The following is a 23,736-nucleotide window of genomic DNA, read 5'->3' on the forward strand; positions in this document are numbered from 1 at the left end:
GCGCCGTGCCGGGGGAGCCGTCTGTCACCAGGGGACGCCGAGCGATGCCGCGGCGCGCACTCCGGACAGGCAGCCGTCCTCGTGGTAGCCGCCCGCGTGGTGGTAGGCGCCGGCGAAGGCCAGCCGGTGGTCGGAGACGAGCGGCAGGAGCCGCTGCGCGGCGGCGCTCTCGGGGGTCCAGGCGGGGTGTTCGTAGCTGAGCGGGGCGATGACGGTGGCGGGGGAGGCCCGCCGGGCCTCGTCGTTGTAGGACGCGATGTGGTGGGCGGCCGAGGCGATGCCCTGGAGCCGGTTCAGGTCGATGCTCAGCGAGGGTGCCGCGTTCACGGGGCGGCACGACCTCTGGCGGTAGTTGTGCGTGCGGCGCATGCCCGGTGCGGTGGGGAGTACGGAGGCGTCGGTGTGCAGGACACCGGGGTTGGCCACGTAGTCGAAGACGCCGAGGATTCGCGTTTCGAGCCCGGACGGGTCGGCCAGCAGGTCCAGTGCGTGCCGGGGGTGGGTGGCGATGACGGCCTTGTCGAAGGAGCGGACGGTGCCGGTGGCGTCGCGGACGTCGATGGTGCGGGCGGTTCGGCGCACGGAGCGGACCGGGGTCGACCGCAGGACGGTGGTCAGCCGTGCGGCGATGCGTTCGACGTAGGAGGCGGTGCCGCCGACGACGGAGCGCCAGCCGTTGTCACCGGCCAGGACACCGTTGTGGTCCAGCGTCTCGAAGAGGTGGCCGAGCGGGAAACGCCGGACGTGGTCGGCGGGGACGAGTCCCATGGTGACCATGACCGGCATGATGACGTGCTCGACGACGTAGTCGCCGTACTCCCCGGCGTCGATCAGCTCGTGGAGGGTGCGGTCGGCCGCGGTGGCGCCCAGTGCGGCCGTCAGGTCGTCGGAGAACCGCTTCGTCTGCTCGGTGACGCGCTGCCACGCGGCCGCGGGCACCGCCTGCGGCTGGGGCGGGGGCCTGTGCAGGTCGTGGGCGTCCGGGTTCGCGAATCCGCATTCCTCGCAGACGACACTCAGCGTGATTTCTCCCAACGGCCTGGTGGTGACGCCGAGTTCGTCGAACAGGCGCATCAGGTGCGGATTGCCCCGGGCGTGGACCATCATCACGGCGGTGTCGACCGCGACGCTCCCGCCCGCCCCGTCGGGCACGGTGTGGGTCTCGGCGTGGCCGCCGATCCTGGGCGCGGCCTCGTACAGGGTGACGTCGTACGAGCGCTGGAGGAGGTGGGCGGCGGTCAGCCCGCCCACTCCCGAGCCGATCACCGCGACGCTGGTCCTGGGCACTGGGTGTCTCCTTGGTGGTGGCTCGTTGCCGTGCCCGGGTTCAGCCGGCCAGGGCGCCGGTCGCGTGGCGGCGGTGCAGGCGCATGGTGAGCCGGTGGGGGCCGAGGGTGGCGCGGCGAGAGGGGCGGACGCGCGGTCCGGGAACGGGCCGCAGCTGCCAGTGGGCGGCGATGGAGGCGAGGGCGAGGACCGTCTCGGTGAGGGCGAAGGTCTCGCCGAGGCACTTGCGGGCGCCGCCGCCGAACGGCACCAGGCTGCCGTGCGCGGGCTTCGGGCCCCGGTGCGGGCGGTCGGGCTCGAAGGACTCCGGGTCGGGGTGGAGGTCGGCGCGGTGGTGGAGCTGGTAGGAGCTGTAGACGACGGTGGTGCCGGTGGGCAGGTGGTGGCCGCCGAGTTCGGTGTCGGCGGTGGTCCTCCGGGTGATGAGCCAGCCCGGCGGGTACAGGCGCAGGGTCTCGGCGACGACCCGGCGGGTGAGGCCGAGCGCGGGCAGGTCCTCGTAGCGGGCGGTGCGGCCGCCGAGGGCGGCATCGGCCTCGGCCTGGACCCGGGCCCGGATGTCCGGGCGCGTGCCGAGCAGGTGCCAGGCCCACGACAGCGTACAGGCGGTGGTCTCCACCCCCGCGATGACGAACGTGACCAGCTGGTCGTGGATCTCGGTGTCGGTCAGGCCCCGGCCGTCCTGGTCCCGGGCGGTCAGCAGGGTGGACAGCAGGTCGTCCTGGTGGACGCCGGTGGCGCGGCGGTCGGCGATCAGCACCTCGGTGAGCTCGCGCAGGTGTGCGCGGGCCCGGGCGAAGCGCCGGTTGGCGGGGGTGGGGATCCGGTCGGCCATCGGCAGCGCGAGCATCACGCGCCGGGCGACGGAGGTGCTGATCGCGGTGACGCTGTCGAACACCCCGGGCAGGGCGGTGCTGTCGAGCGTGAACAGGCATCCGGCGGTGACGGCGGCGGAGAGCCGGCTCATCTCGGTGGGCACGTCCAGGACCTGGCCGTGGTGCCAGTGCCGGGTGAGGGCGGCGATCTCCCGCGTCATCGTCGCCGCGTAGCCCGGCAGCCGCGTGTGGTGGAACGCGGGCTGGACGAGCCTGCGCTGCCGGCGGTGGGCGGAGGCCGGACAGCTGGAGATCCCGTCGCCGGCGGCCTCACGGAACTTGTCGTAGAACGGGCCGCCCTTGTCGAAGGTGCGGTCCTCGGTCAGGACGCGGTGGACGAGGTCGGGATGGCAGACCACGTACGCCCGGTGCGGGCCCATGCGGATACGCACCAGGTCGCCATGGGCGGGCAGGGACGCCACGAGCTCCAGCGGCCTGCGTACCAGCGCGAGCGTGTGGCCGAGCAGGGGCAGCGCACCGGGGGCACTGGCCAGGGTGTACGCGGGGGGCGTCACCGGTTCTCCTCTCGTTTGGGGGTTCGGCGGTACGGATCCCGCCCGGCGGGGCGGCGGAGGCGCGGTCAGGGTTCCCGGTCGACGTAGCGGAACTCCGGTCCGTAGGTGGCCCCCTGGCCGTCCGGCAGGGGGATGCGGACCAGGACGCGCGCGAGGGCCCGCATGTGCCCCATGGACCTGATCGCGTTGCTGAGCTCGGCGTACTGGGCGGCCTTCGACGTCGCCCGCCACACGGACTCCAGGGCCCGCAGCATGGAGCTGTAGTGGGCGTTGAAGTCGTCGAGGACGACCTCGACGCCGCCGGTGGGCCTGTTGACCGGGTCGTTCGCCCAGCCCCCGCCGGGCACGCGCCCCATGGGGTGGGTCGCCGGCATCGGGACCGGAGGGCCGGTGAAGTCCCAGGCCGGGACGCCGGGTTCGCCGTCCTCGCCGGTTCTGGCGAGCTTGCGGCCGCGGGCGATCTCACGGAAGACGTAGTAGTGGGCCGGCTCGCCCGGGCCGGCGGGGTAGGGGTTGTCCGGGCGGTCTCCGGTGCCTTCGCTCTGCTCCATGATGACGCCGATGGCGGTGTCCGCGGCCTGCCAGCCGCGGATGGGGGTGATGGCGCTGCCGCCGGCGTACCGCTTGGAGAGGTCGACGTCCAGTTGCGGGCCCGGGTCCGCGTCGAACAGGTGCCGGTTGTGCGCGACGGCCGTCCTCACCTTGGCGTAGAACGCGCCCATGGTGCCGCCGGCACCGGTACTGGCACCGGCGTCGGCGGCGAGCGGGCGGTCGGGCAGCTCGATGCGCGCGTACATGTCGGCGGCCTGCCGGTCGAGCCCGGTGAGGTGGACCGTCAGACCGGGCCGAAGGCCCCCGGGCAGCGGCCCCGGATACGCCGGCACGGTGCGCGGGTCGGTCAGGACCGGCGCGGAGCCCGTGGCGCGGAGGATGTTGGCCGCCAGGGCGAGGTGGGTCATCTCGTCGAAGACGATGTCGCGAAGCGCCGTGTGAACGGCGTCGTCGGCGTGCGGGTCCTTGATCGACCAGAGGCCGCACGAGTAGACGGGAATCGTGGCGAGCTCCAGCAGGACCGCGAGTTGGAGAGCCGCCCTGAGCCACTCGGGCCCGCAGTCCGCGTCATCGACCCGCATCAGGCCGTCGGCCGTGACACCCCGGCAGTCGAGCACCCCTGTCATCACGCGCACCTCTTCCGCACCACGCCTGCCTGCCCGCTGCCGGAACCTACTGCCGCGGACGGTGAACCGCGGACAGATACCGGGCCACCTCGAAGCGGTTCACTCCACCGGCCCAACCACCGGCCACGGATCCGGCCGTCGGCCGGGTGACACATGGCCGGGCCCGGCCGCACGGCTGCGCGCCGTGCGACCGGGCCCGGCCGCGAACCGACTGATCCAGAAGGCGTCAGACGGCTCCGAACAGCCGACCGCCGGGCGCCGCCGGGTCGTTGGACATGAAGAACTCACGCGCGGCCCGGACGAACTCGGAACGGGAGATCCGTCCGTCGCCGTCCGTGTCCAGGGCCGCGAACGCCTGGGCGGTGTCGGGCGCCGGAACACCCCAGACGTTCCCCAGGAACCGGGCGAACTCGCTCTTGTCGATCTCGTTGTCGCCATTGACGTCGATGACGTCGAACAGCACATTGCTCAGGCCGTCGACCGAGTCGAAGCGGCTGTTGTCGAGGATCGAGGCGCGGGCCGCCGCGATGTACTCGTCCTTGGAGATCCGCTGGTCGCCGTTGGCGTCCGCGTGGCGGGCGAGCTCCTGCCAGAACATGGCGTACCCGGCGTGGAGGGCCGTGGCCCGGCGGTCACCGCGGTCCAGCCGGTACTCGGTCAGGAGCCGGTCGACGAGCTGCTGGAAGTCGCTCCACTCGACGTACCCGTTGTGGTCGGTGTCGAGGGCATTGAAAATCTTCTCGATCTTGAGAGTGATGATGTCAGGAGCCGTAGTGGCCATTTCTTCTTCCTTTTCGGAAGGAGCGGGGGACGGCGAGCATGGCGCATTCGCCGAACGCGACGCTAGCAGTGGACGAACTGACCGGTCGTGCGACGAATACCCGTGCTGCTGCGGTCAGGTGAACGGGTTGCTCCACCCGGGCGGACCGCCGGTCGTGCGTGCATGACAGGGGCGGGGATCCGGCGGTCCTGCGGTGGCCGGTGCGGGCCCGCCGGCCGCCGTGACGAACAGAGTTCACGCTCCCGCCACCCCGATGCCGCCCTGCGGCTATCGGTCGAGCCGCAGGTGATGGATGGATATGCGCCAGCACCGCATTGCCGTCAGCCGTCGACCCGCAGGAGAACCATGAACACCGGCCCCACCCCCGCACCGTTGTCGCGGCGTCGTCGCCCGGGCCGCGGGCTGCTCGCCGCCGCGGCGGCCGGCGCGCTCGCACTGGGTGGCCTGGCGGGGCTCGCCGCCCCGGCCGGTGCGGCCACCGCGCCCGCCGCGGGTGCGGCCCTGCGGGCCCAGCCCGGCGACCTGCTGGACGTGAGCCTGGACCAGCTGCGCCCCACCCAGTCCTCGATCGGCTACGACGAGGTCTACTACAAGCTCGGCCGCTACACCTCGCCCAAGGACGAGCTGAACGGGTCCGTCAACAAGCGCTTCAACGACTGGTGCGAGACCAACGGTCAGGGCGAGGCCGTGACGGTGCGGCCGGGCGCCCGGCTCGCCGACCCGTCGACCTTCACCTGCGCCCTCGCGCCGGGCCAGGAGACCGCCGCCAGCCGCGCCGGGATGAAGACCGTCGTGGTGGGACCGGGCGGCGCGCTCTACCTGACCGACGGTCACCACACCCTGACCTCCTTCCTGGAGGCCCCGGACGGCGGTCCGCAGCTGCACATCCGCCTGATCGTCCGGGCCGACTTCAGCGACCTGTCGCCGGCCGCCTTCTGGCAGGCCATGCGGGCCCGCGACTGGGTCCGCCTGGTCGACGAGAGGAACCAGCCGCTCACCGTCGAGCAGTTGCCGCAGCACCTGGGTCTGGCGTACTTCCACGACGACCCGTACCGCAGCCTCGTCTACTTCACCCGCGACATCGGCTACTCGGTGCCGGACGACGCGGCCGAGTACCTGGAGTTCCTCTGGGGCGACTGGCTGCGGGGCCAGGGCATCGGCCTGCCCGGCTCCTACGACCCGGCCGACTCCGCCTCCTACCTGGCGGCGGTCCGAACGGCCTCCCAGGCCATGTCGGCCGCGCCCGGGGACACCGTGATAGCCGAGGGCCGCACCGCCGACCAGCTGGGCCGGCTGACCCCGTGGAACGCCGGAAAGAAGCCCACCGGCGGCGAGTTCGGCAAGCTGAGCGCGCCGATCACCGATGCCAAGCCCGGCAAGCTCGCCTACGCCCTGGACTTCCGCGCCAAGGTCGCGACCGGCCCGGCCTGCACCAGCACCGTCACCGGCCGCCACACCGGCCCGCTCGTGGTCGGCACCGGCACCACCTGCCTGACCGACGCCCAGCAGACCGGCCCGGTCGTGGTCCGCGCCGGGGCGAGCCTGGTCGTCACGGGATCGGACCTCACCGGTCCGGTCCAGGCGGTGGGCGCCGGCACGGTGCGGTTCTGCGGCACCACCCTGACCGGCCCGCTGAGCGTGGTGAACACCCGTGACCAGCTGACCCTGGCCGGTCCGGGCTGCACTCCGAACACCCTGAACGGCCCGCTCCAGCTGGTCGGCAACCCGGCCTCCTGAGCCCGGCGGCCCGGCGGCCCGGCCGCGGCACCGCCTGCCGGCCGCTCCCCACCCGGGGAGCGGCCGGCAGCCGTCACTGATGGTCGCCCGCCCGCAGCTCGGTGGCGATCTGGCGCCGACCGGAGACGAGGGCCTCGGCGAGCACGCCGACGGGCCTCATCGCCCCGCCGACGCCATGTCAAGGTGGTTCCGCGAACCTGGCCCGTCCGCCGGTCGGTACTGCCCGTAAGGGCAGAGCCGCGAACCCTGCGGCCGGCAGCGGTACTCGGCGCCGCCGACCGGCGGAATCCGGTCAGATTCCGGATTCGCGGGCGGCCCGCCCGGGTGCGCCGGTAACCTCGCGGCGGGTGCTCGCCGGCGGCCCGACCGGTCGAACGGGGGGTGTTCTTGGACGGGATCCGCGGGCGGTTCGCGCACCTGCCGAGGCAGGTCGATCCGCTGCTGGCCGACCGCATCACCGAGGCCGTCCTGCTCTCCGGCCTGCCGGTCGCCTTCGGCGGCCAGGGCCCCGGGGCGCACCTGTGCCCCGCGGATCCGCTCGACGATGACGACCGGTGCGACGGGCTGATAGCCCTCCACTGGCGGTCCTCCCGCCGGCTGTCCGACGCGGCAGCCATGGAACGGCCCCAGCAGCCGGCCTTCGCGGCCCGGCAGACCGTCACCGCGAGCATGGAGACCGCGCTCGCCGAGTTCCTCCCGGCCTTCGGCCTCGACGCCCGCCGGGACCGTCTCGGCTGGGAACTGCGGGTCGGCGGTACGCGCGGCAGCGGGGTGCACGTTCCGCCGGATGTCCTGGTGCGGCGTCCGCCCGGGCGGACACCGGCCGAACTCGGGCTGGGCCCCGAGGCCGTCGGGGCCGTCCGGCGCAGCGCCGCTCTCGCCGGGCTGCCCGTCGCCGGCCACCTCGGCGCTCCCGGTGTCACGCTCGGACCGTGCCCTCCCTCCGGCGACGAGGACGACACCGCCGGTGTCGTGGACCTCGGCTGGAACCCGGCCCGCCGGCTCTCCGATCTCGCCGACAGCCGTTCCCCCGCCGCCGGGTCGGCGACGGCTGCCCGGTCCGCCGTCCACGCGGCGATGAGCCACGCCCTCGGCACGGTCCTCGGCGTCTGTGGAACGGACCTGGGGTGGGTCCGGCCCCAGGGCCGGGAGAGACGGCTGCGGGCCTACGGCGCGTCCGCCGCCCCCGCGATCCGGCGCTGACCCGCCCACCCGCCGGCCCGCCGGCGAACCGGACATCCACGATCAGCCGCAGCGGAGACCTGGAGAACGCCCAGCCCGCCCGACCAAGGAGTGCGGCATGAGGATCACCAAGCGCGCCCCGTGGCCGGTCTACGGCGTGCTGGTGCTCTTCCTGGGACTGCTCGCGGCCGACCAGCACCGCCTGGGCGAGCCGGTGCTGCCGGCGGTGGCGATCTACCTGACGGTCTGCCTCCCGCCGGCCCCGCTCACCTGGTGGGCATCACACCGAGGACGCGACTGACCCGGGGCGGCCGTTGCTGACCTCGTCGGCCGACTCCGGCCCCCCGCACGGGAACCGTCCTGCCGATCAGGGTTTCGTGTGGGCGGAAGCGCGTTGGGCAAGGGCCGCCCGCGCAGCGGGAGTTCGGCCGGTGGGAGTGCGGGGCCCGCGCAGCGGGAGTTCCGGTGGCCGACGCCTTGGCTAATCTACCCAGGTGACCACCGACCTGACCCTGCTGCCGCGTGTCGCCTATCGCGGACAGGAAGTCACCGCGCCCCGGCTCCGTGCCCTCCTCGCGCTGCTCGCGGGCGACTTGCGCACGGGCTGCGGCACCGAGCGGCTGGTGGCGGGGCTGTGGCCGGACGCGTTGCCGGAGCGGCCGGGAAAGGCGCTGCAGGTCCTCGTGTCCAGGGCCCGGGCGCAGCTGGGCGCCGGCGTCATCGTCAGCACGCCGACCGGATACCGGCTCACCCTCGGCGAGGACCAGGTCGACAGCTCCGCCCTGCTGCTGCACGCCGCCGCGAGCGCGGACCGGGCCAGGGCCGGGGACCACGCGGGGTCGCTGGCCGCGGCCGAGGCCGGGCTCGCGCTGTGGAAGGGCACCCCCGACGCGGCCGGCGACACCGGCCCCATAGCCGCGTTGCGCACGGAGCGCGCCCCCGTCCGCGGCACGCTCGTACGCGCGCAGGCGCTCGCGCTCGCCCGGCTGGGTCGGCACGCGGAGGCGGCCGGGCCACTGGCCGTCGCCGCCTCGGCGCATCCGCGCGACGAGGAGGTGCTCGCCGAGCTGCTGCGCGGCGAGGCGGCGACGGCGGGCCCGTCCGCCGCGCTGACGCGGTACGAGGCGTATCGCCGTGAGCTGCGCGACGGACTCGGCACGGATCCGGGCGCCGGGCTCAAGGCCGTACAGCGGGAGCTGCTGCGCGGCGAGGCGCCCGTGGTCAGGCACGGCGTGCCGCACGAGCCGAACCCGCTGCTCGGGCGGGACGAGGACATCGCGGCGGTGGAACGGCTGCTGCGCGCCTCCCGCGCCGTCACCGTCGTCGGCCCCGGCGGCCTCGGCAAGACCCGGCTCGCGCACGCCGTCAGCCGCCGGGCCGAGCAGCGCGTGGTGTATTTCGTGCCGCTCGCCGGCGTCACCGCGGACGAGGACGTGGCCGCGGAGGTGGCCTCCGCGCTCGGCGCGGGCGAGGGGCGGCCCGGCGCGGTGAGCGGCCACGCCTCGGCCGACCCGGTGTCCGGCATCCTCGGCGTGCTCGGCTCCGGGCCCGCGCTGCTGGTGCTGGACAACTGCGAGCAGGTCGTCCGGGGCGCCGCCGACCTCGTACAGGCCCTGGTCTCGTCCTCGAAGGACCTGCGGGTGCTCGCCACCAGCCGGGCCCCGCTGGGCCTCACATCGGAGGCGGTGTACGCACTGCCGGAGCTCGGTCTCGACACCTCGGTCGAGCTGTTCACCCAGCGGGCCCGGGCCGCCCGGCCCGGCGTGGGGCTGCCGCCGGACGCGGTGGCCGAGCTGTGCCGCCACCTCGACGGGCTGCCGCTCGCCGTGGAGCTGGCCGCGGCGCGGGTGCGGGTGCTGTCGGTGCCGGAGATCGCCCGCCGTCTCGGCGACCGGTTCGCGCTGCTGCGGGGCGGGGCGCGGGACATGCCGGAGCGCCACCGCACGCTGCACGCGGTCGTGGAGTGGAGCTGGAACCTGCTCGCCGAGGACGCCCGGGCGGCGCTGCGCACGCTTTCCGTCTTCCCCGGCGGCTTCCTGGGCGAAGCGGCGGAGCAGGTGCTCGGCGAGGACGCGCCGGCTCTCCTGGAGCAGTTGGCCGATCAGTCGCTGCTCACCGTCGCCGACACCCCGGCCGGCGTGCGGTTCGGGATGCTGGAGACCGTACGGGAGTTCAGCGCCGCCCGGCGCACGGCGGCGGGCGAGGAGGACGAGGCCGTCGGCCGGCTCCTCGCCTGGGCACGGGACTTCGGGGTCGCGTACCACGACGCGCTCTTCGCCTCGGAGTCGACGGCCGCCTGGGAGCGGATCAAGGCCGAGCAGGACAACCTCGTGCCGGCCCTGCGGCACGCCCTGGCCCGTACCGACGGCCCCAGCATCGCCGCCCTCACCGCCGTGCTCGCCGCTCTGTGGTCCACCGACTCCAGCTTTCCCCGCCTCGCCGCCCTCGCCGCGGAGACCGGCCCGCCGCTGTCGCACTACCACCCCGGGCCCGAACACGTCGAAGTCGCCCGAACCGCCGCGGTGTTGTGCGCGGCGAGCCTGTTCATGGGCCACGGCCCGCGCGCCGTACGCCAGCTCGTCACCCTCCGGAGGCTGCCCCCGGCCCCGCCGGACACGCTGCTGCGCGCCACCGCGTTCGTGCTGAGCGCGGTCCCCGGAATGCTGCCTCCCGACTACGACGTGCTGCGCGAGCTCTGCGACAGCGAGCAGCCGCTGGTCGCCGGCGTCGCCGAGTGCATCGCCTCCTACGTCTGGGAGCACGAGCACGAGATCGACCGCGCGCTCGCCTCGGCCCGCCGGACGGTCGTCGCACTGGCACCGGTCGACAATCCTTCCGTGCGGCTCATGGTGCATTCCCGGCTGAGCGAGCTGTGCTTGCGGACGGGGCAGGGGGAGGAAGCGTACGAGCACCTCAAGGCGTCGCTCCGGGTGCTGCCGCGGCTCGGCGACGGCCACGACCACATCGGCATCCGCTCGCTCCTCGTCCTCGCCTGCCTGCAGCGCGACGACCCCGACGAGGCCGAGCACTGGCTGCGGCAGACGGAGAGCGACAACACCCCGCAGCGGGACGCCTTCTACCGGCCCGACCTCGGCGGGCGCGCCGAGATCGCGCTCGCCCGCGGACTGACGGAGACCGGGCTCGGCCTGTGGCGCGGCGCCGTGGAGCGCATGCTCGCGGCCGGTTCGACGCACGGCGACGACGCCCGGCTCGACCCGTGGGCGCTTCAGATCCAGTCGGCGTCGGTGACGGCGCACGCGCACGCCGGCCGTATCGTGCTGGTCGCGGAGCCGGTCGACCGGCTGCGGCAGCGGCTGCGGACGCTGCTCTCCGGCCCGTCCCGCCTGCCCATGGAGCTCCCGGTGTTCGGGACGGTGCTGCACGCGCTCGGCCTGGCGGGGCTCGCGTCCGGCGACGCCGGTACCGTACGGATGATCGCGCTGGCCGAACGGCTGCTGGTGCTGCGCGACTTCCAGCCGACGATGTCGGCGGACCGCGCCCGGAAGGCGGCCGAGGACGCCGACCGGGCGGCGTACGCCGACGCGGTGTCGGAGTACGCCGCCCTGGGGCGGGACGAGCTGCGGGAGGCAGCCCGCGCGCTCATTTCGGGTCGCGGTTGAACAACGCCGTCGACCAGCGGTGGCCGAGCGCGGACAGGCCGACGCACCAGAGGACCGCGATCCACCAGTTGTCGCCGATCCCGGTGCCGAGCAGCAGGCCGCGCAGGGTCTCGATGGCCGGCGTGAACGGCTGGTACTCGGCGATCGGCTGGAACCAGCCCGGCATCGTGTCGGCCGGGATGAAGGCGCTTGAGATGAGCGGGAGGAGGATCAGCGGCATCGCACTGTTGCCGGCCGCCTCGGCGTTCGGGCTGGCCATGCCGATCCCGACCGCGATCCAGGTGAGCGCCAGGGCGAACAGCGCGAGCAGCCCGAACGCCGCCAGCCAGTCCAGGGCCGTGGCGTGCGTGGACCTGAAACCGATGGCCACGGCGACGGCACCGACGAGGACCAGGCTGGCGAGCACCTGCAGCACGCTGCCGACGACGTGCCCGATGATCACGGAGCCGCGGTGGATCGCCATCGTGCGGAAGCGGGCGATGAGGCCCTCGGCCATATCGGTGGAGACGGACACCGCGGCCCCGATCACGGTGCTGCCGATGGTCATCATCAGGATGCCCGGGACGATGTAGGCGATGTACTCGGAGCGGTCGGCGCCGCCGCCACCGATGCCCGCGCTCATCACGTCTCCGAAGATGTAGACGAAGAGCAGCAGCAGCATGACCGGCGTGAGCAGCAGGTTCAGGGTGAGGGACGGGTAGCGCCGCGCGTGCAGCAGGTTGCGGCGCAGCATCGTGGCCGAGTCGCGGACGGCGAGGGAGAGGGCGCTCATCGGACGGTCTCCTGGGGCTGGTCGGGGGCGTCGGTGCCGCTGGTCAGGGCGAAGAACACGTCGTCGAGGTCGGGGGTGTGCACGGTCAGCTCGTCCGCCTCGACGCCGGCCGAGTCCAGCCGGTCGAGGATGGAACGCAGTTCGCGCTGGCTGCCGTCGCCGGGGATCTGCAGTGACAGCGCCTCGTCGTCCCTGGTGACCTCGCGCAGGGCGACGGCGGCGGACCGGTACGCGGACGGGTCGGAGAACCGCAGCCGCACGTGCCCGCCAGGGACGAGCCGCTTCAGCTCGTCGGCGCTCCCCTCGGCGGCGATCCTGCCGTCGCTCAGCACCGCGATGCGGTCGGCGAGTTCGTCGGCCTCGTCCAGGTACTGGGTGGTGAGGAAGACGGTGACGCCGCCGGAGACCAGCTCGCGGATGATCCCCCACATGTTGTGGCGGCTGCGCGGGTCGAGGCCGGTGGTCGGCTCGTCGAGGAAGATGATCCGCGGGTCGCCGACCAGCGTCATGGCGATGTCGAGGCGGCGCTTCATGCCGCCGGAGTAGGTGGAGACGGGCTTCCTGGCCGCCTCCACCAGGTCGAGGCGCCCGAGGAGCTCGGCGGCGGTGCGGCGGCCCTCGCGGCGCGAGAGGTGGTGCAGGTCCGCCATGAGGAGCATGTTCTCCTCGCCGGTGATCAGGCCGTCGACGGCGGAGAACTGCCCGGTGACGCCGATCGCGGCCCGCACGGCCTGCGGGTCGGCGGCCAGGTCGTGGCCGCCGACCCGCAGGTCGCCGGCGTCGGCGGTGACGAGGGTGGAGAGGATCTTGACGGCGGTGGTCTTGCCGGCGCCGTTCGGGCCGAGCAGGGAGAAGACCGTGCCGGTCGGCACCGCCAGGTCGATGCCGTCGAGGACCGTCTTGTCCCCGTAGGCCTTGCGCAGCCCCTTGGCCGCGATGGCGAGTGAGTGCGATGTCGCTGTCGTCATGCCGCAGAGCTTGCGGCAGGGCGCATTCAGCGCGGTTTCACGATGGTTTCAGCGTCCTGGAACCGGACGGCGGCCCGGTGTTGAACACCGGGCCGCCGTCCGTGCGTGGAGTTGGGGTCAGCGCTCCGGGGCGCCGCTGTCGTACTCGCTGGTTCCCGCGTCCAGCAGCGGGGACTGCTGCTGCTGTTTCATGTGGGCGGGGGCCATCAGGCGCAGCAGGTGGTAGCCGATCAGCACGACCAGGGTGCCCAGGGCGATGCCGCTGAGCGAGAAGTTGTCGGTGAACTTCAGGGACACGTTGCCGATGCCGATGATGACACCGGCCGCCACCGGGACGAGGTGCAGCGGATTGGTCAGGTCCACCCGGTTGTGCACCCAGATCTGGGCGCCGAGGAGGCCGATCATGCCGTACAGGACGACGGTGATCCCGCCGAGCACGCCGCCCGGGATCGCGGCGATCACCGCGCCGAACTTCGGGCAGAGACCGAAGAGGATCGCGAACCCGGCGGCGCACCAGTACGCGGCGGTGGAGTAGACCCGGGTCGCGGCCATCACGCCGATGTTCTCGGCGTAGGTGGTGGTGGCCGGGCCGCCGACGCTGGTGGAGATCATGGTGGCGGCGCCGTCCGCCATGATCGCCGCGCCCATCCGGTCGTCCAGCGGGTCACCCGTCATCTCGCCCACGGCCTTGACGTGTCCGGCGTTCTCGGCGATCAGCGCGACCACGACGGGCAGCGCGACCAGCACGGCGGAGGCGGAGAAGCTCGGGGCGTGCAGGCTGGGCAGGCCGAGCCACTCGGCCTTGCCCACGCCGGAGAGGTCGAGCCGCCAGTGGTCCGTCACCACTCCGGCCCCGTTGGCGGCGTGGATCTGCCCGAAGACCCGGTCGAGGACCCAGGAGATCGCGTACCCGAAGACCAGGCCGAGGAAGATCGCGATCCGTGACCAGAAGCCGCGCAGCACCACCAGGGCGAGGCCGGTGAACACCATGGTGAGCAGTGCGGTCCACTGGTCCTGCGGCCAGTACGTCCCGGCGGTGACCGGTGCCAGGTTGAAGCCGATCAGCATCACCACGGCACCGGTCACGACCGGCGGCAGCACGGCGTGGATCACCCGCGCGCCCGCCGCCCGGACCGCCGCGCCACAGGCCACGAGCACCGCCCCGACCACCAGCATGGCGCCCGTCAGTGTCGCGGCGTCACCACCCTGGGCCTTGATCACCGCGGCCACGCCGACGAAGGAGAGGCTGCTGCCGAGGTAGCTGGGGATGCGCCCGCCGGTGACCAGCAGGAAGAAGATGGTCGCGACCCCGGAGACCATCACGGCCAGGTTGGGATCAAGCCCCATCAGAACCGGCGCCACGAAGGTCGCACCGAACATCGCCACCACGTGCTGAGCGCCGAGCCCGACGGTGCGCCCCCAGCTCAGCCGCTCGTCCGGCTTGACGACCGCACCGGGCGCGGGGCTCCTTCCGTCGCCGTGCAGCTTCCAGCCGAAGCCCGCCATGGGTCACTCTCCTCGTCGGCAATGCCCATGTGGGCAGATCGGGCCATCAGCCGATCACACGACGTGCGCCGATGCAAAATCTCCGCCACCGGACGAGTGGACACACCCCGGCCACGCCACGGCGCGCGGGGGGTCCGCGGCCGTCACGGCGAGGACTTCCTCGGCTGGGCCGCACGCCCTGAACAAGGAACTCCCGTGCGAGTTGCCGTTCGTGCCAACCCCCAACCTGGCGGGCTCGCCGGTGCATCACCACCCCCTACGGCGACACCCCCGAACCCCGCGTCACCATCCCGTCTGCCGCCTGACCGTCCCGACCGCGCGGCGCCCGCCCCGCGGCGGTCGGGCGCCGCGCGAGCGCGGGGGCCTCGTGTTCCCGTTCGACGACGGTATTCCCGTGGCGGGGGACTCGCCGGGCGGTGTCAGACGACGGTGAGCAGCGTTCCCTCGTACGCCAGCCACTGCGCGAACGCGTGCAGTCCCTTCGCGTATCCCGTGGCCGGTGTCCACGCGGGCGGGCGGGGGTTGGTCGCGAACTCGGTTCGGGGGGAGGGCGGTCCGGGTGGAGATGGCTCGGCCCGCACCGGTACGGGCCGGACGGCCGCGTGCACGGCGTGCGCCAACTCGCCGATCGTGGTGGGTTTTTCGGCCGCGACGGTCAGGGTGTGGGCCGTAGGGCGGGTGCGGAGCACCGCCAGGATGGCATCGGCCAGGTCGTCCGTGTACACGGGGTGCGTCTCGGCGTCGGGGCTCCCCTGGACGGTCACCGGCCGGCTGCGCAGGGCGTCCCACACCATGCGCCCGATGAGGGTGTCCCGGGAGCAGCCGGGGCCGTACACCTCGCCGACGGCCAGGGTGTACGGCCGTGGGTCGTCGGGCAGTTGGATCCTCAGCTCCCGGGCCGGGGCTCCCTCGCGCAGGCCGGTCAGGTCGAGGACGGCGTCGGGTGCCCCGTCGCCGGTCAGGTCGGTCAGCCTCCCCACGAGGTGCTCGCCGAGCGGTGTGGCGCCGCCGCGTACGGTGAGGCCGGCGGGCCGCCGGGGCCGGCGGGGGGCCGGCCGGTCGGCGGCCTCGTGCCCGGCGGCCAGTGCCCGGCGGGCCACGGCTGCCAGGGCCTCGCGGCGTTCGGCGATCCGTTCCTCGGTGCTGGCGTTGCTGATGCCGCCCGGCCCGATCGTCGCGATCGCCTCCGCGTGCACCGCGGTTCGTTCCGCCGGTCCGGTGGCGTCGACGTCCAGGCCGAGGCGGGCGGCCTCGTGACCCATGGCGAGGGCCGTGAGCCAGGTCCCCCGGACGTCCGGTGCGTCCGACTCCGGCCCGGGCGGCGTGAACAGCGAGCGGGGCAGCTCAAGGCCGCGAAGGTACTGTTCGCAGTCCATGTGCAGCCAGCGCTCGGGGCCCGGTCCGGTGACCCGCACCGCGCAGCGCGCGACGCCGTACTTGAAGAACGGCAGGACCGTCAGGCCGGTCAGCCGGCGCTCCTCGTCGCCGGGCCGGTCGCCGGGCAGGAAGCAGACCGAGCGGCGCGGCCCCCGGAAGGCGTTGCCCGAGATCGAGCCGCGGTCCTGGTGTTCGGCGAGGTTGGGGACGGAGACGTAGCGGGGGACACCGCTGTCGTTCAGATAACGATGCATCAGAATGTCGTCGGGCCAGCCGCCGAGGCGCTCGCGGCCGTAGCGGACGAATCCTTCGGCGACGGACCGGGGCAGTACGATCGCGACGCACGGGAAGTACTCGTTGACCGCGCCGACCCAGCGGGCGCCGGCCATGGCGCCGAAGCGGACCGCGGCCCCGTTGCGGGAGTCCCACAGGGCGAACAGCGCCAGCGCCGCGTCCGGCATCGCGTCGATGGCGAGGTTGACCCGTTCGAAGAACGATTCGGACAACAGCATGTCGTCCTGGACCACCAGTTGGTGGGTGGCGCCGTCCTCGATGGCCTCCCAGGCGGCGAGGGCCGTGCGCAGGACCGACGGAGTGCCGGTCGGGTCCGGGTCCATGACGACGCGCAGCGCGCCCGGAGGCGCGGTCAGGGCCATCTGCTCGGCGGCCCGCCGGCGCTTGGGGTGGGTCATGACCACACCGCTGAGCTGATGGCGTGTCACGTGGTTTCCCTCTTTCTGATGGGGTGTGGGGGACTTGGTGGCACTCGTGTCGTAATCGGCTACTGCGGGTGCCATCGATTCCGGACAGTACGGATAGAGCCGGAGGCTGGCAAGAGTGCCGAATTCGCACTGGTGTCACGGTTGGTGTCCCAAGGATGCTGGATGGGCACGCCACCTTCCGTGTGAAGCATGTGGCTGTGTTTGAGCGCGTATTCGAGAGTTCGCCGTCTTCACGGAGGGAACCCCCTATGTCCGCTGAATCGCACACGCCGTTGAACGAGGCCGGGAGCGACGACGGTGAGAGCGTCGAGTCCCGGTTGGAGAAGCTCCGCGATGCCCGCATCGTCGTGACGGGAGGCGGGGGCCTGGTCGGCAGCCGGCTCACCGCCTTGCTGTGCCGGGCCGGTGCCGACGTGGTCGTCCTGGACCGGATGGACGCCTACCCCGAGAACGGCCACACCATATTCGGGATCGAGAAGTCCGGGGCCAGGCTCGTCGTCGGCGACGTCTGTGACCGCGAGGTGGTCGCCGGCCTGCTCCGGGATGCCGACTTCGTGGTCCACGCCGCCGCCTACGCGGACGTGGCCGCCTGCACCCGGAACCCCGACATCGCCTTCCGGGCCAATGTGCAGGGCACCCAGGTCGTCCTGGAGGAGCTGGCCCGGACGGGGGTGCGCCGGCTGGTGCTGGTCTCCTCCGCGTCCGTGTACGGCGACGGCCCCACCGACTCGCCCGGCCCGCACATGTTCCATGAGGATCAGGCGCTGTTCCCGCTGTCGGTGTACGCGAACGGCAAGTTGTGGGCGGAGCACCAGACCCGGCTGATGCTCGGGGCGTCGTCGGGGGCCGAGTACGCGATCGTGCGCTACTTCTCCGTCTACGGCGATCCGCAGATCCCGAAGCCGGGCAGCCACTCCTGGATGGTTCCCTGGCTGTCCCTGCAGGCCAAGCTCGGCCGCCCGATGCGCCTGAACGGGGGTGGCGTCCAGGTGCGCGACATGGTCCACGTCCAGGACGTGGCCGAGGCGACGGCGCTCGCGCTCGTCGAGGAGGGGATGGCGGGCCGGACGGTGAACGTGGGGACCGGGCGTCCGACGGCGATCCGGGACGTCGCGGACCTGCTGATGCCCTACTTCCCCGAGGCGCGGCGGATCGTCACCCCGCGCCCCGAGGGCGATCCGCTCGGGGGGTACGCCTCCACGGAGCGGGCCCGGGAACTGCTGCGCTGGCAGGCCCGGATCGACGTCGCGGAGGGCGTCGACCGCTATGTGCGCTGGCTGGAGAAGACGCCCGAAGCGGTGCCGCGCTGGCTCAGCGAGGACGGCGCGTGACAGTCTGTGCCCCCGTGACCGCCCGGCGTCGGGCGCACGTCGGAGGGGGTGGTACGAGCATGGGCTATGTCGGATCGTACGTCTGGTCGCTGCGTCAGAAGGTGGGCGACCGGCGGCTGTTGGTTCCGGGTGCCCAGGTCCTGCTGATCGACGAGGCGGGCCGGGGGCTGTTCCAGCAGCGGGTGGACAACGGTGTGTGGGAGCTTCCCGCGGGAGCCTGCGAGGAGGACGGGGGATTCGCCGACGCCGCCGTCCGGGAGGTGGCGGAGGAGACCGGGCTGCGGGTCGGGAAGGACGACCTGGTCGCCTTCGGCTCGCTGTCCGATCCGGCCGTGCACACCGTGACCTACCCGAACGGGGACGTCAACCACTGCTTCGCGCTGTGCTTCGTGGCCCGGAACTGGTCGGGGGAGCTCTCCCCGGGGGCGGACGAGGTGCGCCGGGCGGAGTTCCGGCCCCTCGACGACCCGCCGGCGCCGCTGCACCCGCCCACGCGGGTCGTGCTGGAGATGTACCGCGCGTTTCTCACGGACGGGAGGTTCCGGGCAAGGTGAGCGAGGAGCAATCGATCCGCGTCGCGGTGCCGTGCCGGGCGTGTTTGTCGGGGGAGGACCTGGACTGGCTGGGCGACGGCCGCTCGGTCAGTCTCGCCCTCGACCTGCGGACCACGGCCGAGGTCGTGCCCGGCGGACCGTCCGGGGCGGAGCAGCCGGTGGAGGCCGACTGGTCGGCGCAGGTGTGGACGTTCCTGGGCGAGCGGCTCCCCGGCGCGGCCGGCCCGGCGCCGGCCGTGCGGGTGAGCAGCGAGGCGCCCTCCGCGAGCGGGCTGTCCTCGTCCACGGCGCTGATCGTGGCGCTGTTCCGGGCGTACGCCGAGGCGGCCGGGGCACCGGACGGCGTGCCGGTGCCGGACGCCTCGATCGTCCAGTGGGCGTACGAGTTCGAGTTCGCCCGGTTCAACGGCGGGGGCATGGACCACCTCGCCGTCGCCGAGGGCGGTGCGCTGCTGATCGACGGCCGGGAGCGCGGCCTGCCGGTGGTCCGGGAACGGCTGGAGTTCCCGGAGGACTGGCGGGTGGTCGTGGTGGATTCGGGCACCCGGAAGAACACCGCCGACCACATCCGCACGGTGCGGGCGCAGCTGGCGGCCGGCGATCCGGCCCTGGCGGCGTACCGGGCCGAGGCCGACCGGGCGTCGGGCGCCGCATGGGCGGCGCTGCGCCGGCGCGACCACCAGGCGCTGGGGGAGGCGATGACCCGGGCGCACGAGGCGATGCGCGACTTCCAGGGCATGTCGACCCCGGTCCTGGAGGAGCTGCGGACGCTGGCGCTGCGCGCCGCCGGCCTGCCGTTGAAGCTCAGCGGGGCCGGCGGCGGCGGTTCGCTGGTGGGTGTGTGCCCCGCGGCCGACACGCCCGGGGTGGTGGCGCGGCTGGCCGACGCGCTGCGCGGCCCGTTCCCCGGGGCACGGGTGATCCCCACCCGGGCGGCTCCGGGGAGCCGGAGTGCCCGGGCGGGGACCAGGGTCGGCGTCAGCGCCGGGTGACGGTCACAGGAACGGGTCGTAGTCCTCTCCCGGGGGGACTGCGCCCGTTCCTTCCGCTATTCGCTCCAGTTCCAGGTTGGACCGGTGCCGCGCGCAGTGGAAGCGGCAGTCCCGGCTCGGGTCGACGATGCCGCGGTCCGACGTCTTCCAGATGTCGGGCAGGCTGTCGGTGACGGCGTCGCCGATCCGGGCCAGCGGGTTGCCCCGGTGGTAGGAGCAGATGTACACCCCGGACGGGGTGATCAGGGTGCGCAGCTCGGCGACCCGGCAGTGGTGGTACTCCTTGGGCTGGACCGGCCCGGTGTGCCGGCGTAGCGAGGTGAGCGTGGAGGAGTTGATGAGCTGGAAGGTGTCGCTCTCCAGCCGGGCGGCCTCGGCGAGCTGACTGTCGACCGATGCGAGGAGGTCCTGGGAGACCTGGATGACGTGGTGCTCATCGTCGAACATCGCCTTGGTCTCGAAGTAGTCGCAGCCGATGTCGTGGGCGAGCTCGGCTGCTTGCAGGACCTCCGTGTGGTTGCTGACGACCCGGCCGTCCGGCTCCTGGCGGGTCATGACGAGGAAGGAGTAGCCGAGGGCGCCGGTCTTCGCCTCGGCGAGCAGCCGCATGTTCGCGACGACCTTGTCGAAGACGCTGCGGCCCTTTCGGTCGGGGCGGAAGAGGCCGTACGTTCCGGCGGTGCCGGCGTCCATGGAGACGCGGACCCAGGAGGCGTAGCGGGCGAGTTCGTCGAGGTTCTTGTCGATCATGGTGCCGTTGGTGACGACCCCGACGGCCAGGCCGGCCTCGCCGAGGATGCGCAGGACCTTACGGGTGCCCCGGTGGGCGAGCGGTTCGCCGCCCCCGATGAGCACCACGGCCCGGACGGACATGGAGACCAGTTCCTCCGCGAGCGCGGCCAGCCGCTCGGGGGTGAAGCGGCCCTGGTTGAGCAGCTTTCCGCTGATGCACTCGGGGCAGGCCAGATCGCAGAAGGTCGTCGGATCGAGATCCACGACGAGCGGGGCGTCCGACGCGGCTCCTTCGGCCGCTTGCAGGACGCGGGGCCAGCCTGATGGCTGGTACAGCTTGGAGACGAGATCGAGACGGTCGTGCGTCACGGAGTCCTCCTGTGGACGTGAACGGGGTGCGACCGGGGGAGCCGGGTTTTCGGTGTGCGGGGTCAGCCCTTGACGGCGCCGGCGGCCAGGCCGGAGGCGATCCGGCGCTGGATGATGAGGAAGAAGACCACGACGGGCAGGGCGGTGAGTGTGGCACCCGCCATGAGGCCGCCGTAGTCGGTGCCTCGGCTGGTCGTGAAGGAGACCAGCCAGATGCTGACGGTCTGCTTCTCGGGAGTGGACAACAGGATGTAGACGAGGACGTATTCGTTCCAGGCCTGGACGAGCGCGAAGACAGAGGTGGCGACGATGCCGGGTGCGAGCAGTGGCAGCACCACCCGGCGGAACGCGCCGAGGCGGCCGCAGCCGTCGACCATGGCCGCCTCCTCCAGCTCCACGGGTACCCCGTTGATGAATCCGCGCAGCATCCACACCGTGAACGGCAGGGTGAACACCAGATAGGTGAGGATCACCCCGGTGAGGCTGTCGGTCAGCCCGGCGTCGTTCAGCAGCAGGTACAGCGGGATGATCAGGGCCGTCAGCGGCACCATCTGGACGATGAGGATCACCACGACGAAGGTCTTGCGGCCCGTGAAGCGGAAGCGGGCGAGGGCGAACGCGGCGAGCGTGCCGACGACCAGCGACACCACGACGGTGCCGAGGCCGATGATGACGCTGGAGCGGACGTTGGCCCAGAAGGTCTCCGAGCCCAGGGCCCGGGCGAAGTTGTCCAACGAGAGCCGGCCCGGCCAGAACTTCGGCGGAAGGCTCAGGATCTCGTTGGCCGGCCGGAACGCGGTGAGCACCATCCAGTAGACGGGGAAGCCGATCACCGCGGCGACGAGCAGCCCGAGGAGGTCGTGGCCCAGCGACCGTCGTCGTCTCATTCGAGCTCTCCCGTCCTGAGCATCTGACGCAGGTAGACGACCGATCCGGCGAGCAGCAGCACGACGGTCACGAGCGCGATCGCGGCCCCGGTGCTGTACCGGTTCACCGCGAAGGACTCGATGAAGGAGTAGACGCCCAGCAGGTAGTACTCCCGCTCGGGCTGGCCGCCGCGCATGAGCCAGATCTGGTTGAAGACACCGAAGTTCCAGATCGCGTTCAGCGTGGTGACCATGAGGAGGACCGGTCTTATCACCGGGAGGGTGACGTGCCGGAAGACCTGGAACGGCCGGGCACCGTCCAGCACCGCGGACTCCTCCAGTTCGTGCGGGACCTGCGCCAGCGCGGCCCGCAGGGTGATGGCGGCGAACGGCAGTGAGCCCCACACCACCACGGCGACGATGATGGTGAACCCCTGCCAGGGGTCGATGAACCAGTTGTGGTGGATCATGTCGACCCCCGGCAGTTCGGAGAGCACCCAGTTCGTGACGCCGTAGTCGGTGTCGAAGAGCCAGCGGAAGATCGACGCCGCGACCATCGCGGGCATCGCCCACACGGTGACCAGCACACCGGAGATGACGGCGCGCACCCAGGGCGAGACCCGGTGCATCAGCTGCGCCGTGAACAGCCCGCAGAGCACGGTGAGCACGACGGTCACCGCGGTGAAGAGCACCGTGCGGCCCACCACGGTCCAGAAGAAGCCGTCACCGAGGATCTTCCTGAACTGGTCCAGTCCGGCCCACGGCGGTGCGGCGCCGCTGAAGAGCTGTTCGCGGGTCATGTCCTGGAAGGCGAGCACGACCATGTCCACGAGCGGGTAGCCGAGCACGAGGACCATCGCGAGGACGGTGGGACCGATCAGCAGGTACGGCAGCAGCTTCGGACGCCGCCGCCGGCCCCGGTCAGCGCTCATTGATCACTTCGTTGATCCGCTGGTCCGCCTCACGGGTGGCGTCCTGCACGGACTGCTTGCCGTTGGCGATGCGCTCCAGCATCTCGGGCAGGATGTTGGACTTCTCCACCGACGTCCAGCCGGGCGCGAACGGGGTCATCCAGCCTCCGGTCGCGGCGGCCTGGGCCGCCGGGCCGTTGATGCCGCCGCCGGCGACCTCGGCCAGCTGAGTGGTGTTGTTGGGCAGGGTGTTCACCTCGATCAGGGTCTTCTGCGACTCCCGGTCGGTGAACATCTTGATCCAGTCGGCGGCCAGGTCCTTGCGGGTCGACTTGGCCGGCACCGCCAGGGTGGATCCGCCGAGGAACGGCGGCAGGAGCTTGCCGGACGGGCCGGGGAAGGGGAAGGTGCCGAACTTGTCCTTCAGCTTCGGGTCCCCGCCGGAGCGTTCGTCGGCGGCGGCGTCGGCCTCCCAGGTGTTGCCGTAGAAGACGCCCACGCGGCCCTGCCCGATGACGGCCGGCTGGTCGCTGTTGTCCTTGGCGCGGTCACCGACGTAGTACGTGTCGATCAGCCGCTTCCACTCGGTGAGCCCGGCCACCGACTGCGGCGAGGACAGCGAGCTCTTCCACTTGTCGCCGTCCTTCACGGCGATCTCGCCACCCGCGTCCTTCACGAAGGCCATGGCCGCGTACCAGTAGCGGCCGGGCATGTAGAGCGCCGAGTAGTTGGGGTCCCCGGCGCTGTAGGTGCCCTTCAGCTTGTCCAGCGCGGAGAGCAGTTCGGGGTAGGTCTTCGGGGCGCCGGCGACACCCGCGCCGGAGAACTGGTCGGTGCGGTAGATCGCGACCCGGGCTCCGACGTAGTACGGCACGCAGTACGTCTTGCCGTCGGCACGACAGGCGTCGGCGAGCGCCGGCAGCCAGGCGTCCGACTGGTCGAAGCGCGCCGGGTCGACGGCGGCGAAGGCGCCGTTGACGATGTAGTTGGTGGTCTCGCTGTTGCCCATCTCGACCACGTCGGGAACGTTCTTCCCGGCGAGGACGGCGTCCAGCTTCTGGTTCTTCGTCGTCCACTGCTGGTACTGGACGTCGACCTGGACCCCGGGGTGGGCCTTGGTGAACCGGTCGTTGGTGGACTGGACCAATTGCGGCCAACTCTCCTGCGCGTCCACGGCCAGCCACACCGTCAGTTTGCCGCCCGCCTCGGACCCGCTCCCCGACCCGGAACTGCATCCGGTGGCCGCGAGAGACAGGAGAAACGTGAGGACAAGGGGGCGGTAGGACATGCGAATGGCCATGAGGTCTCCAAGTTCACTATGGGGGCAACCTCCTGACTACCCGTCTGATCACTCCGCGTCGCAGAGGCGCGAACATTCGGCCGGAAGATGACGTTCAGTGTCCCGCAGAGGGCCCAACGCTTGACTCCTCCGGGGCGGTACCCGCAGGTTAGGCCTCTGCA

The 23,736-nt window shown here is 72.5% G+C and carries 19 protein-coding genes; 7 read left to right on the top strand and 12 right to left on the bottom strand.

The window, feature by feature from the left end; all coding sequences use genetic code 11:
• Positions 1 to 24: 24 nt before the first annotated feature.
• The 4 genes from ACIO5D_RS00635 to ACIO5D_RS00650 form a co-directional block, all read right to left on the bottom strand.
• Positions 25 to 1,287: an FAD-dependent oxidoreductase gene (locus ACIO5D_RS00635; RefSeq protein ID WP_400793449.1), complete on the bottom strand. Its 1,263-nt coding sequence runs from the start codon at positions 1,285 to 1,287 to the stop codon at positions 25 to 27.
• Between the two features lie 40 nt (positions 1,288 to 1,327).
• Positions 1,328 to 2,677, bottom strand: a complete 1,350-nt coding sequence (locus ACIO5D_RS00640) for a cytochrome P450 (RefSeq protein WP_363608114.1) — start codon at positions 2,675 to 2,677, stop codon at positions 1,328 to 1,330.
• Positions 2,678 to 2,742: 65 nt separating this feature from the next.
• Positions 2,743 to 3,855: a ferritin-like protein gene (locus ACIO5D_RS00645; RefSeq protein WP_363608113.1), complete on the bottom strand. Its 1,113-nt coding sequence runs from the start codon at positions 3,853 to 3,855 to the stop codon at positions 2,743 to 2,745.
• 226 nt (positions 3,856 to 4,081) lie between these two features.
• Positions 4,082 to 4,636, bottom strand: a complete 555-nt coding sequence (locus ACIO5D_RS00650) for an EF-hand domain-containing protein (RefSeq protein ID WP_363608112.1) — start codon at positions 4,634 to 4,636, stop codon at positions 4,082 to 4,084.
• 345 nt (positions 4,637 to 4,981) lie between these two features.
• On the opposite strand from ACIO5D_RS00650, the gene ACIO5D_RS00655 reads away from it, so the two are divergent.
• The 4 genes from ACIO5D_RS00655 (at position 4,982) to ACIO5D_RS00670 (ending at position 11,175) form a co-directional block, all read left to right on the top strand.
• Entirely contained in the window at positions 4,982 to 6,373 is a 1,392-nt protein-coding gene (locus ACIO5D_RS00655) for a ParB/Srx family N-terminal domain-containing protein (protein ID WP_400651535.1), read from the top strand.
• Positions 6,374 to 6,760: 387 nt separating this feature from the next.
• Positions 6,761 to 7,576 carry a hypothetical protein gene (locus tag ACIO5D_RS00660; protein WP_400793451.1) on the top strand — a complete coding sequence of 272 codons (816 nt, stop codon included), beginning with the start codon at positions 6,761 to 6,763 and terminating at the stop codon, positions 7,574 to 7,576.
• Positions 7,577 to 7,673: 97 nt separating this feature from the next.
• Positions 7,674 to 7,856: a hypothetical protein gene (locus ACIO5D_RS00665; RefSeq protein WP_363608109.1), complete on the top strand. Its 183-nt coding sequence runs from the start codon at positions 7,674 to 7,676 to the stop codon at positions 7,854 to 7,856.
• Between the two features lie 193 nt (positions 7,857 to 8,049).
• On the top strand, positions 8,050 to 11,175 hold the full coding sequence (locus tag ACIO5D_RS00670) for an AfsR/SARP family transcriptional regulator (RefSeq protein ID WP_400793453.1): 3,126 nt from the start codon (positions 8,050 to 8,052) through the stop codon (positions 11,173 to 11,175).
• Here ACIO5D_RS00670 and ACIO5D_RS00675 read toward each other — a convergent pair.
• The 4 genes from ACIO5D_RS00675 to ACIO5D_RS00690 form a co-directional block, all read right to left on the bottom strand.
• Complete coding sequence (locus ACIO5D_RS00675) at positions 11,156 to 11,947, bottom strand: ABC transporter permease (protein WP_400793455.1); 792 nt, start codon at positions 11,945 to 11,947, stop codon at positions 11,156 to 11,158. The genes ACIO5D_RS00670 and ACIO5D_RS00675 overlap by 20 nt on opposite strands.
• On the bottom strand, positions 11,944 to 12,915 hold the full coding sequence (locus ACIO5D_RS00680; protein WP_400793457.1) for an ATP-binding cassette domain-containing protein: 972 nt from the start codon (positions 12,913 to 12,915) through the stop codon (positions 11,944 to 11,946). The genes ACIO5D_RS00675 and ACIO5D_RS00680 overlap by 4 nt, the downstream gene beginning before the upstream one ends.
• A gap of 117 nt (positions 12,916 to 13,032) precedes the next feature.
• Complete coding sequence (locus ACIO5D_RS00685; protein ID WP_400651541.1) at positions 13,033 to 14,421, bottom strand: uracil-xanthine permease family protein; 1,389 nt, start codon at positions 14,419 to 14,421, stop codon at positions 13,033 to 13,035.
• Positions 14,422 to 14,840: 419 nt separating this feature from the next.
• Positions 14,841 to 16,520 carry a hypothetical protein gene (locus tag ACIO5D_RS00690; protein ID WP_400793459.1) on the bottom strand — a complete coding sequence of 560 codons (1,680 nt, stop codon included), beginning with the start codon at positions 16,518 to 16,520 and terminating at the stop codon, positions 14,841 to 14,843.
• 248 nt (positions 16,521 to 16,768) lie between these two features.
• Between ACIO5D_RS00690 and ACIO5D_RS00695 the strand changes: the two genes are divergently transcribed.
• Genes ACIO5D_RS00695 through ACIO5D_RS00705 form a run of 3 tightly spaced genes read left to right on the top strand, consistent with a single transcriptional unit; the run spans position 16,769 to position 19,397 of the window.
• On the top strand, positions 16,769 to 17,851 hold the full coding sequence (locus ACIO5D_RS00695) for an NAD-dependent epimerase/dehydratase family protein (RefSeq protein ID WP_400793461.1): 1,083 nt from the start codon (positions 16,769 to 16,771) through the stop codon (positions 17,849 to 17,851).
• Positions 17,852 to 17,910: 59 nt separating this feature from the next.
• Positions 17,911 to 18,405 carry an NUDIX domain-containing protein gene (locus ACIO5D_RS00700; protein WP_363606314.1) on the top strand — a complete coding sequence of 165 codons (495 nt, stop codon included), beginning with the start codon at positions 17,911 to 17,913 and terminating at the stop codon, positions 18,403 to 18,405.
• Positions 18,402 to 19,397 carry a mevalonate kinase gene (locus tag ACIO5D_RS00705; protein ID WP_400793463.1) on the top strand — a complete coding sequence of 332 codons (996 nt, stop codon included), beginning with the start codon at positions 18,402 to 18,404 and terminating at the stop codon, positions 19,395 to 19,397. The genes ACIO5D_RS00700 and ACIO5D_RS00705 overlap by 4 nt, the downstream gene beginning before the upstream one ends.
• Before the next feature lie 3 nt (positions 19,398 to 19,400).
• On the opposite strand, the gene ACIO5D_RS00710 is transcribed toward ACIO5D_RS00705, so the two are convergent.
• From ACIO5D_RS00710 to ACIO5D_RS00725, 4 genes are all read right to left on the bottom strand, one after another.
• Entirely contained in the window at positions 19,401 to 20,498 is a 1,098-nt protein-coding gene (locus tag ACIO5D_RS00710; protein WP_363606312.1) for a radical SAM protein, read from the bottom strand.
• Between the two features lie 62 nt (positions 20,499 to 20,560).
• Positions 20,561 to 21,385, bottom strand: coding sequence for a carbohydrate ABC transporter permease (locus ACIO5D_RS00715; protein WP_363606311.1), 825 nt, complete (start codon positions 21,383 to 21,385; stop codon positions 20,561 to 20,563).
• Positions 21,382 to 22,296: a sugar ABC transporter permease gene (locus ACIO5D_RS00720; protein ID WP_363606310.1), complete on the bottom strand. Its 915-nt coding sequence runs from the start codon at positions 22,294 to 22,296 to the stop codon at positions 21,382 to 21,384. Before ACIO5D_RS00720 ends, ACIO5D_RS00715 begins: the two co-directional genes overlap by 4 nt.
• Positions 22,286 to 23,575, bottom strand: coding sequence for an extracellular solute-binding protein (locus ACIO5D_RS00725; protein WP_400793465.1), 1,290 nt, complete (start codon positions 23,573 to 23,575; stop codon positions 22,286 to 22,288). The genes ACIO5D_RS00720 and ACIO5D_RS00725 overlap by 11 nt, the downstream gene beginning before the upstream one ends.
• Positions 23,576 to 23,736: the final 161 nt, after the last annotated feature.

The sequence above is a fragment of the Kitasatospora sp. NPDC087315 genome, assembly GCF_044744345.1.
In the GTDB taxonomy this organism is placed as follows: domain Bacteria; phylum Actinomycetota; class Actinomycetes; order Streptomycetales; family Streptomycetaceae; genus Kitasatospora.

What these genes read in the sequence shown, in the direction of transcription:
- ACIO5D_RS00645 (WP_363608113.1), bottom strand. Translation starts at nt 3,855, where the DNA reads ATGACAGGGGTGCTCGACTGCCGGGGTGTCACGGCCGACGGCCTGATG.
- ACIO5D_RS00650 (WP_363608112.1), bottom strand. Translation starts at nt 4,636, where the DNA reads ATGGCCACTACGGCTCCTGACATCATCACTCTCAAGATCGAGAAGATT.
- ACIO5D_RS00655 (WP_400651535.1), top strand. Translation starts at nt 4,982, where the DNA reads ATGAACACCGGCCCCACCCCCGCACCGTTGTCGCGGCGTCGTCGCCCG.
- ACIO5D_RS00665 (WP_363608109.1), top strand. Translation starts at nt 7,674, where the DNA reads ATGAGGATCACCAAGCGCGCCCCGTGGCCGGTCTACGGCGTGCTGGTG.
- ACIO5D_RS00675 (WP_400793455.1), bottom strand. Translation starts at nt 11,947, where the DNA reads ATGAGCGCCCTCTCCCTCGCCGTCCGCGACTCGGCCACGATGCTGCGC.
- ACIO5D_RS00680 (WP_400793457.1), bottom strand. Translation starts at nt 12,915, where the DNA reads ATGACGACAGCGACATCGCACTCACTCGCCATCGCGGCCAAGGGGCTG.
- ACIO5D_RS00685 (WP_400651541.1), bottom strand. Translation starts at nt 14,421, where the DNA reads ATGGCGGGCTTCGGCTGGAAGCTGCACGGCGACGGAAGGAGCCCCGCG.
- ACIO5D_RS00695 (WP_400793461.1), top strand. Translation starts at nt 16,769, where the DNA reads ATGTCCGCTGAATCGCACACGCCGTTGAACGAGGCCGGGAGCGACGAC.
- ACIO5D_RS00700 (WP_363606314.1), top strand. Translation starts at nt 17,911, where the DNA reads ATGGGCTATGTCGGATCGTACGTCTGGTCGCTGCGTCAGAAGGTGGGC.
- ACIO5D_RS00715 (WP_363606311.1), bottom strand. Translation starts at nt 21,385, where the DNA reads ATGAGACGACGACGGTCGCTGGGCCACGACCTCCTCGGGCTGCTCGTC.
- ACIO5D_RS00720 (WP_363606310.1), bottom strand. Translation starts at nt 22,296, where the DNA reads ATGAGCGCTGACCGGGGCCGGCGGCGGCGTCCGAAGCTGCTGCCGTAC.
- ACIO5D_RS00725 (WP_400793465.1), bottom strand. Translation starts at nt 23,575, where the DNA reads ATGGCCATTCGCATGTCCTACCGCCCCCTTGTCCTCACGTTTCTCCTG.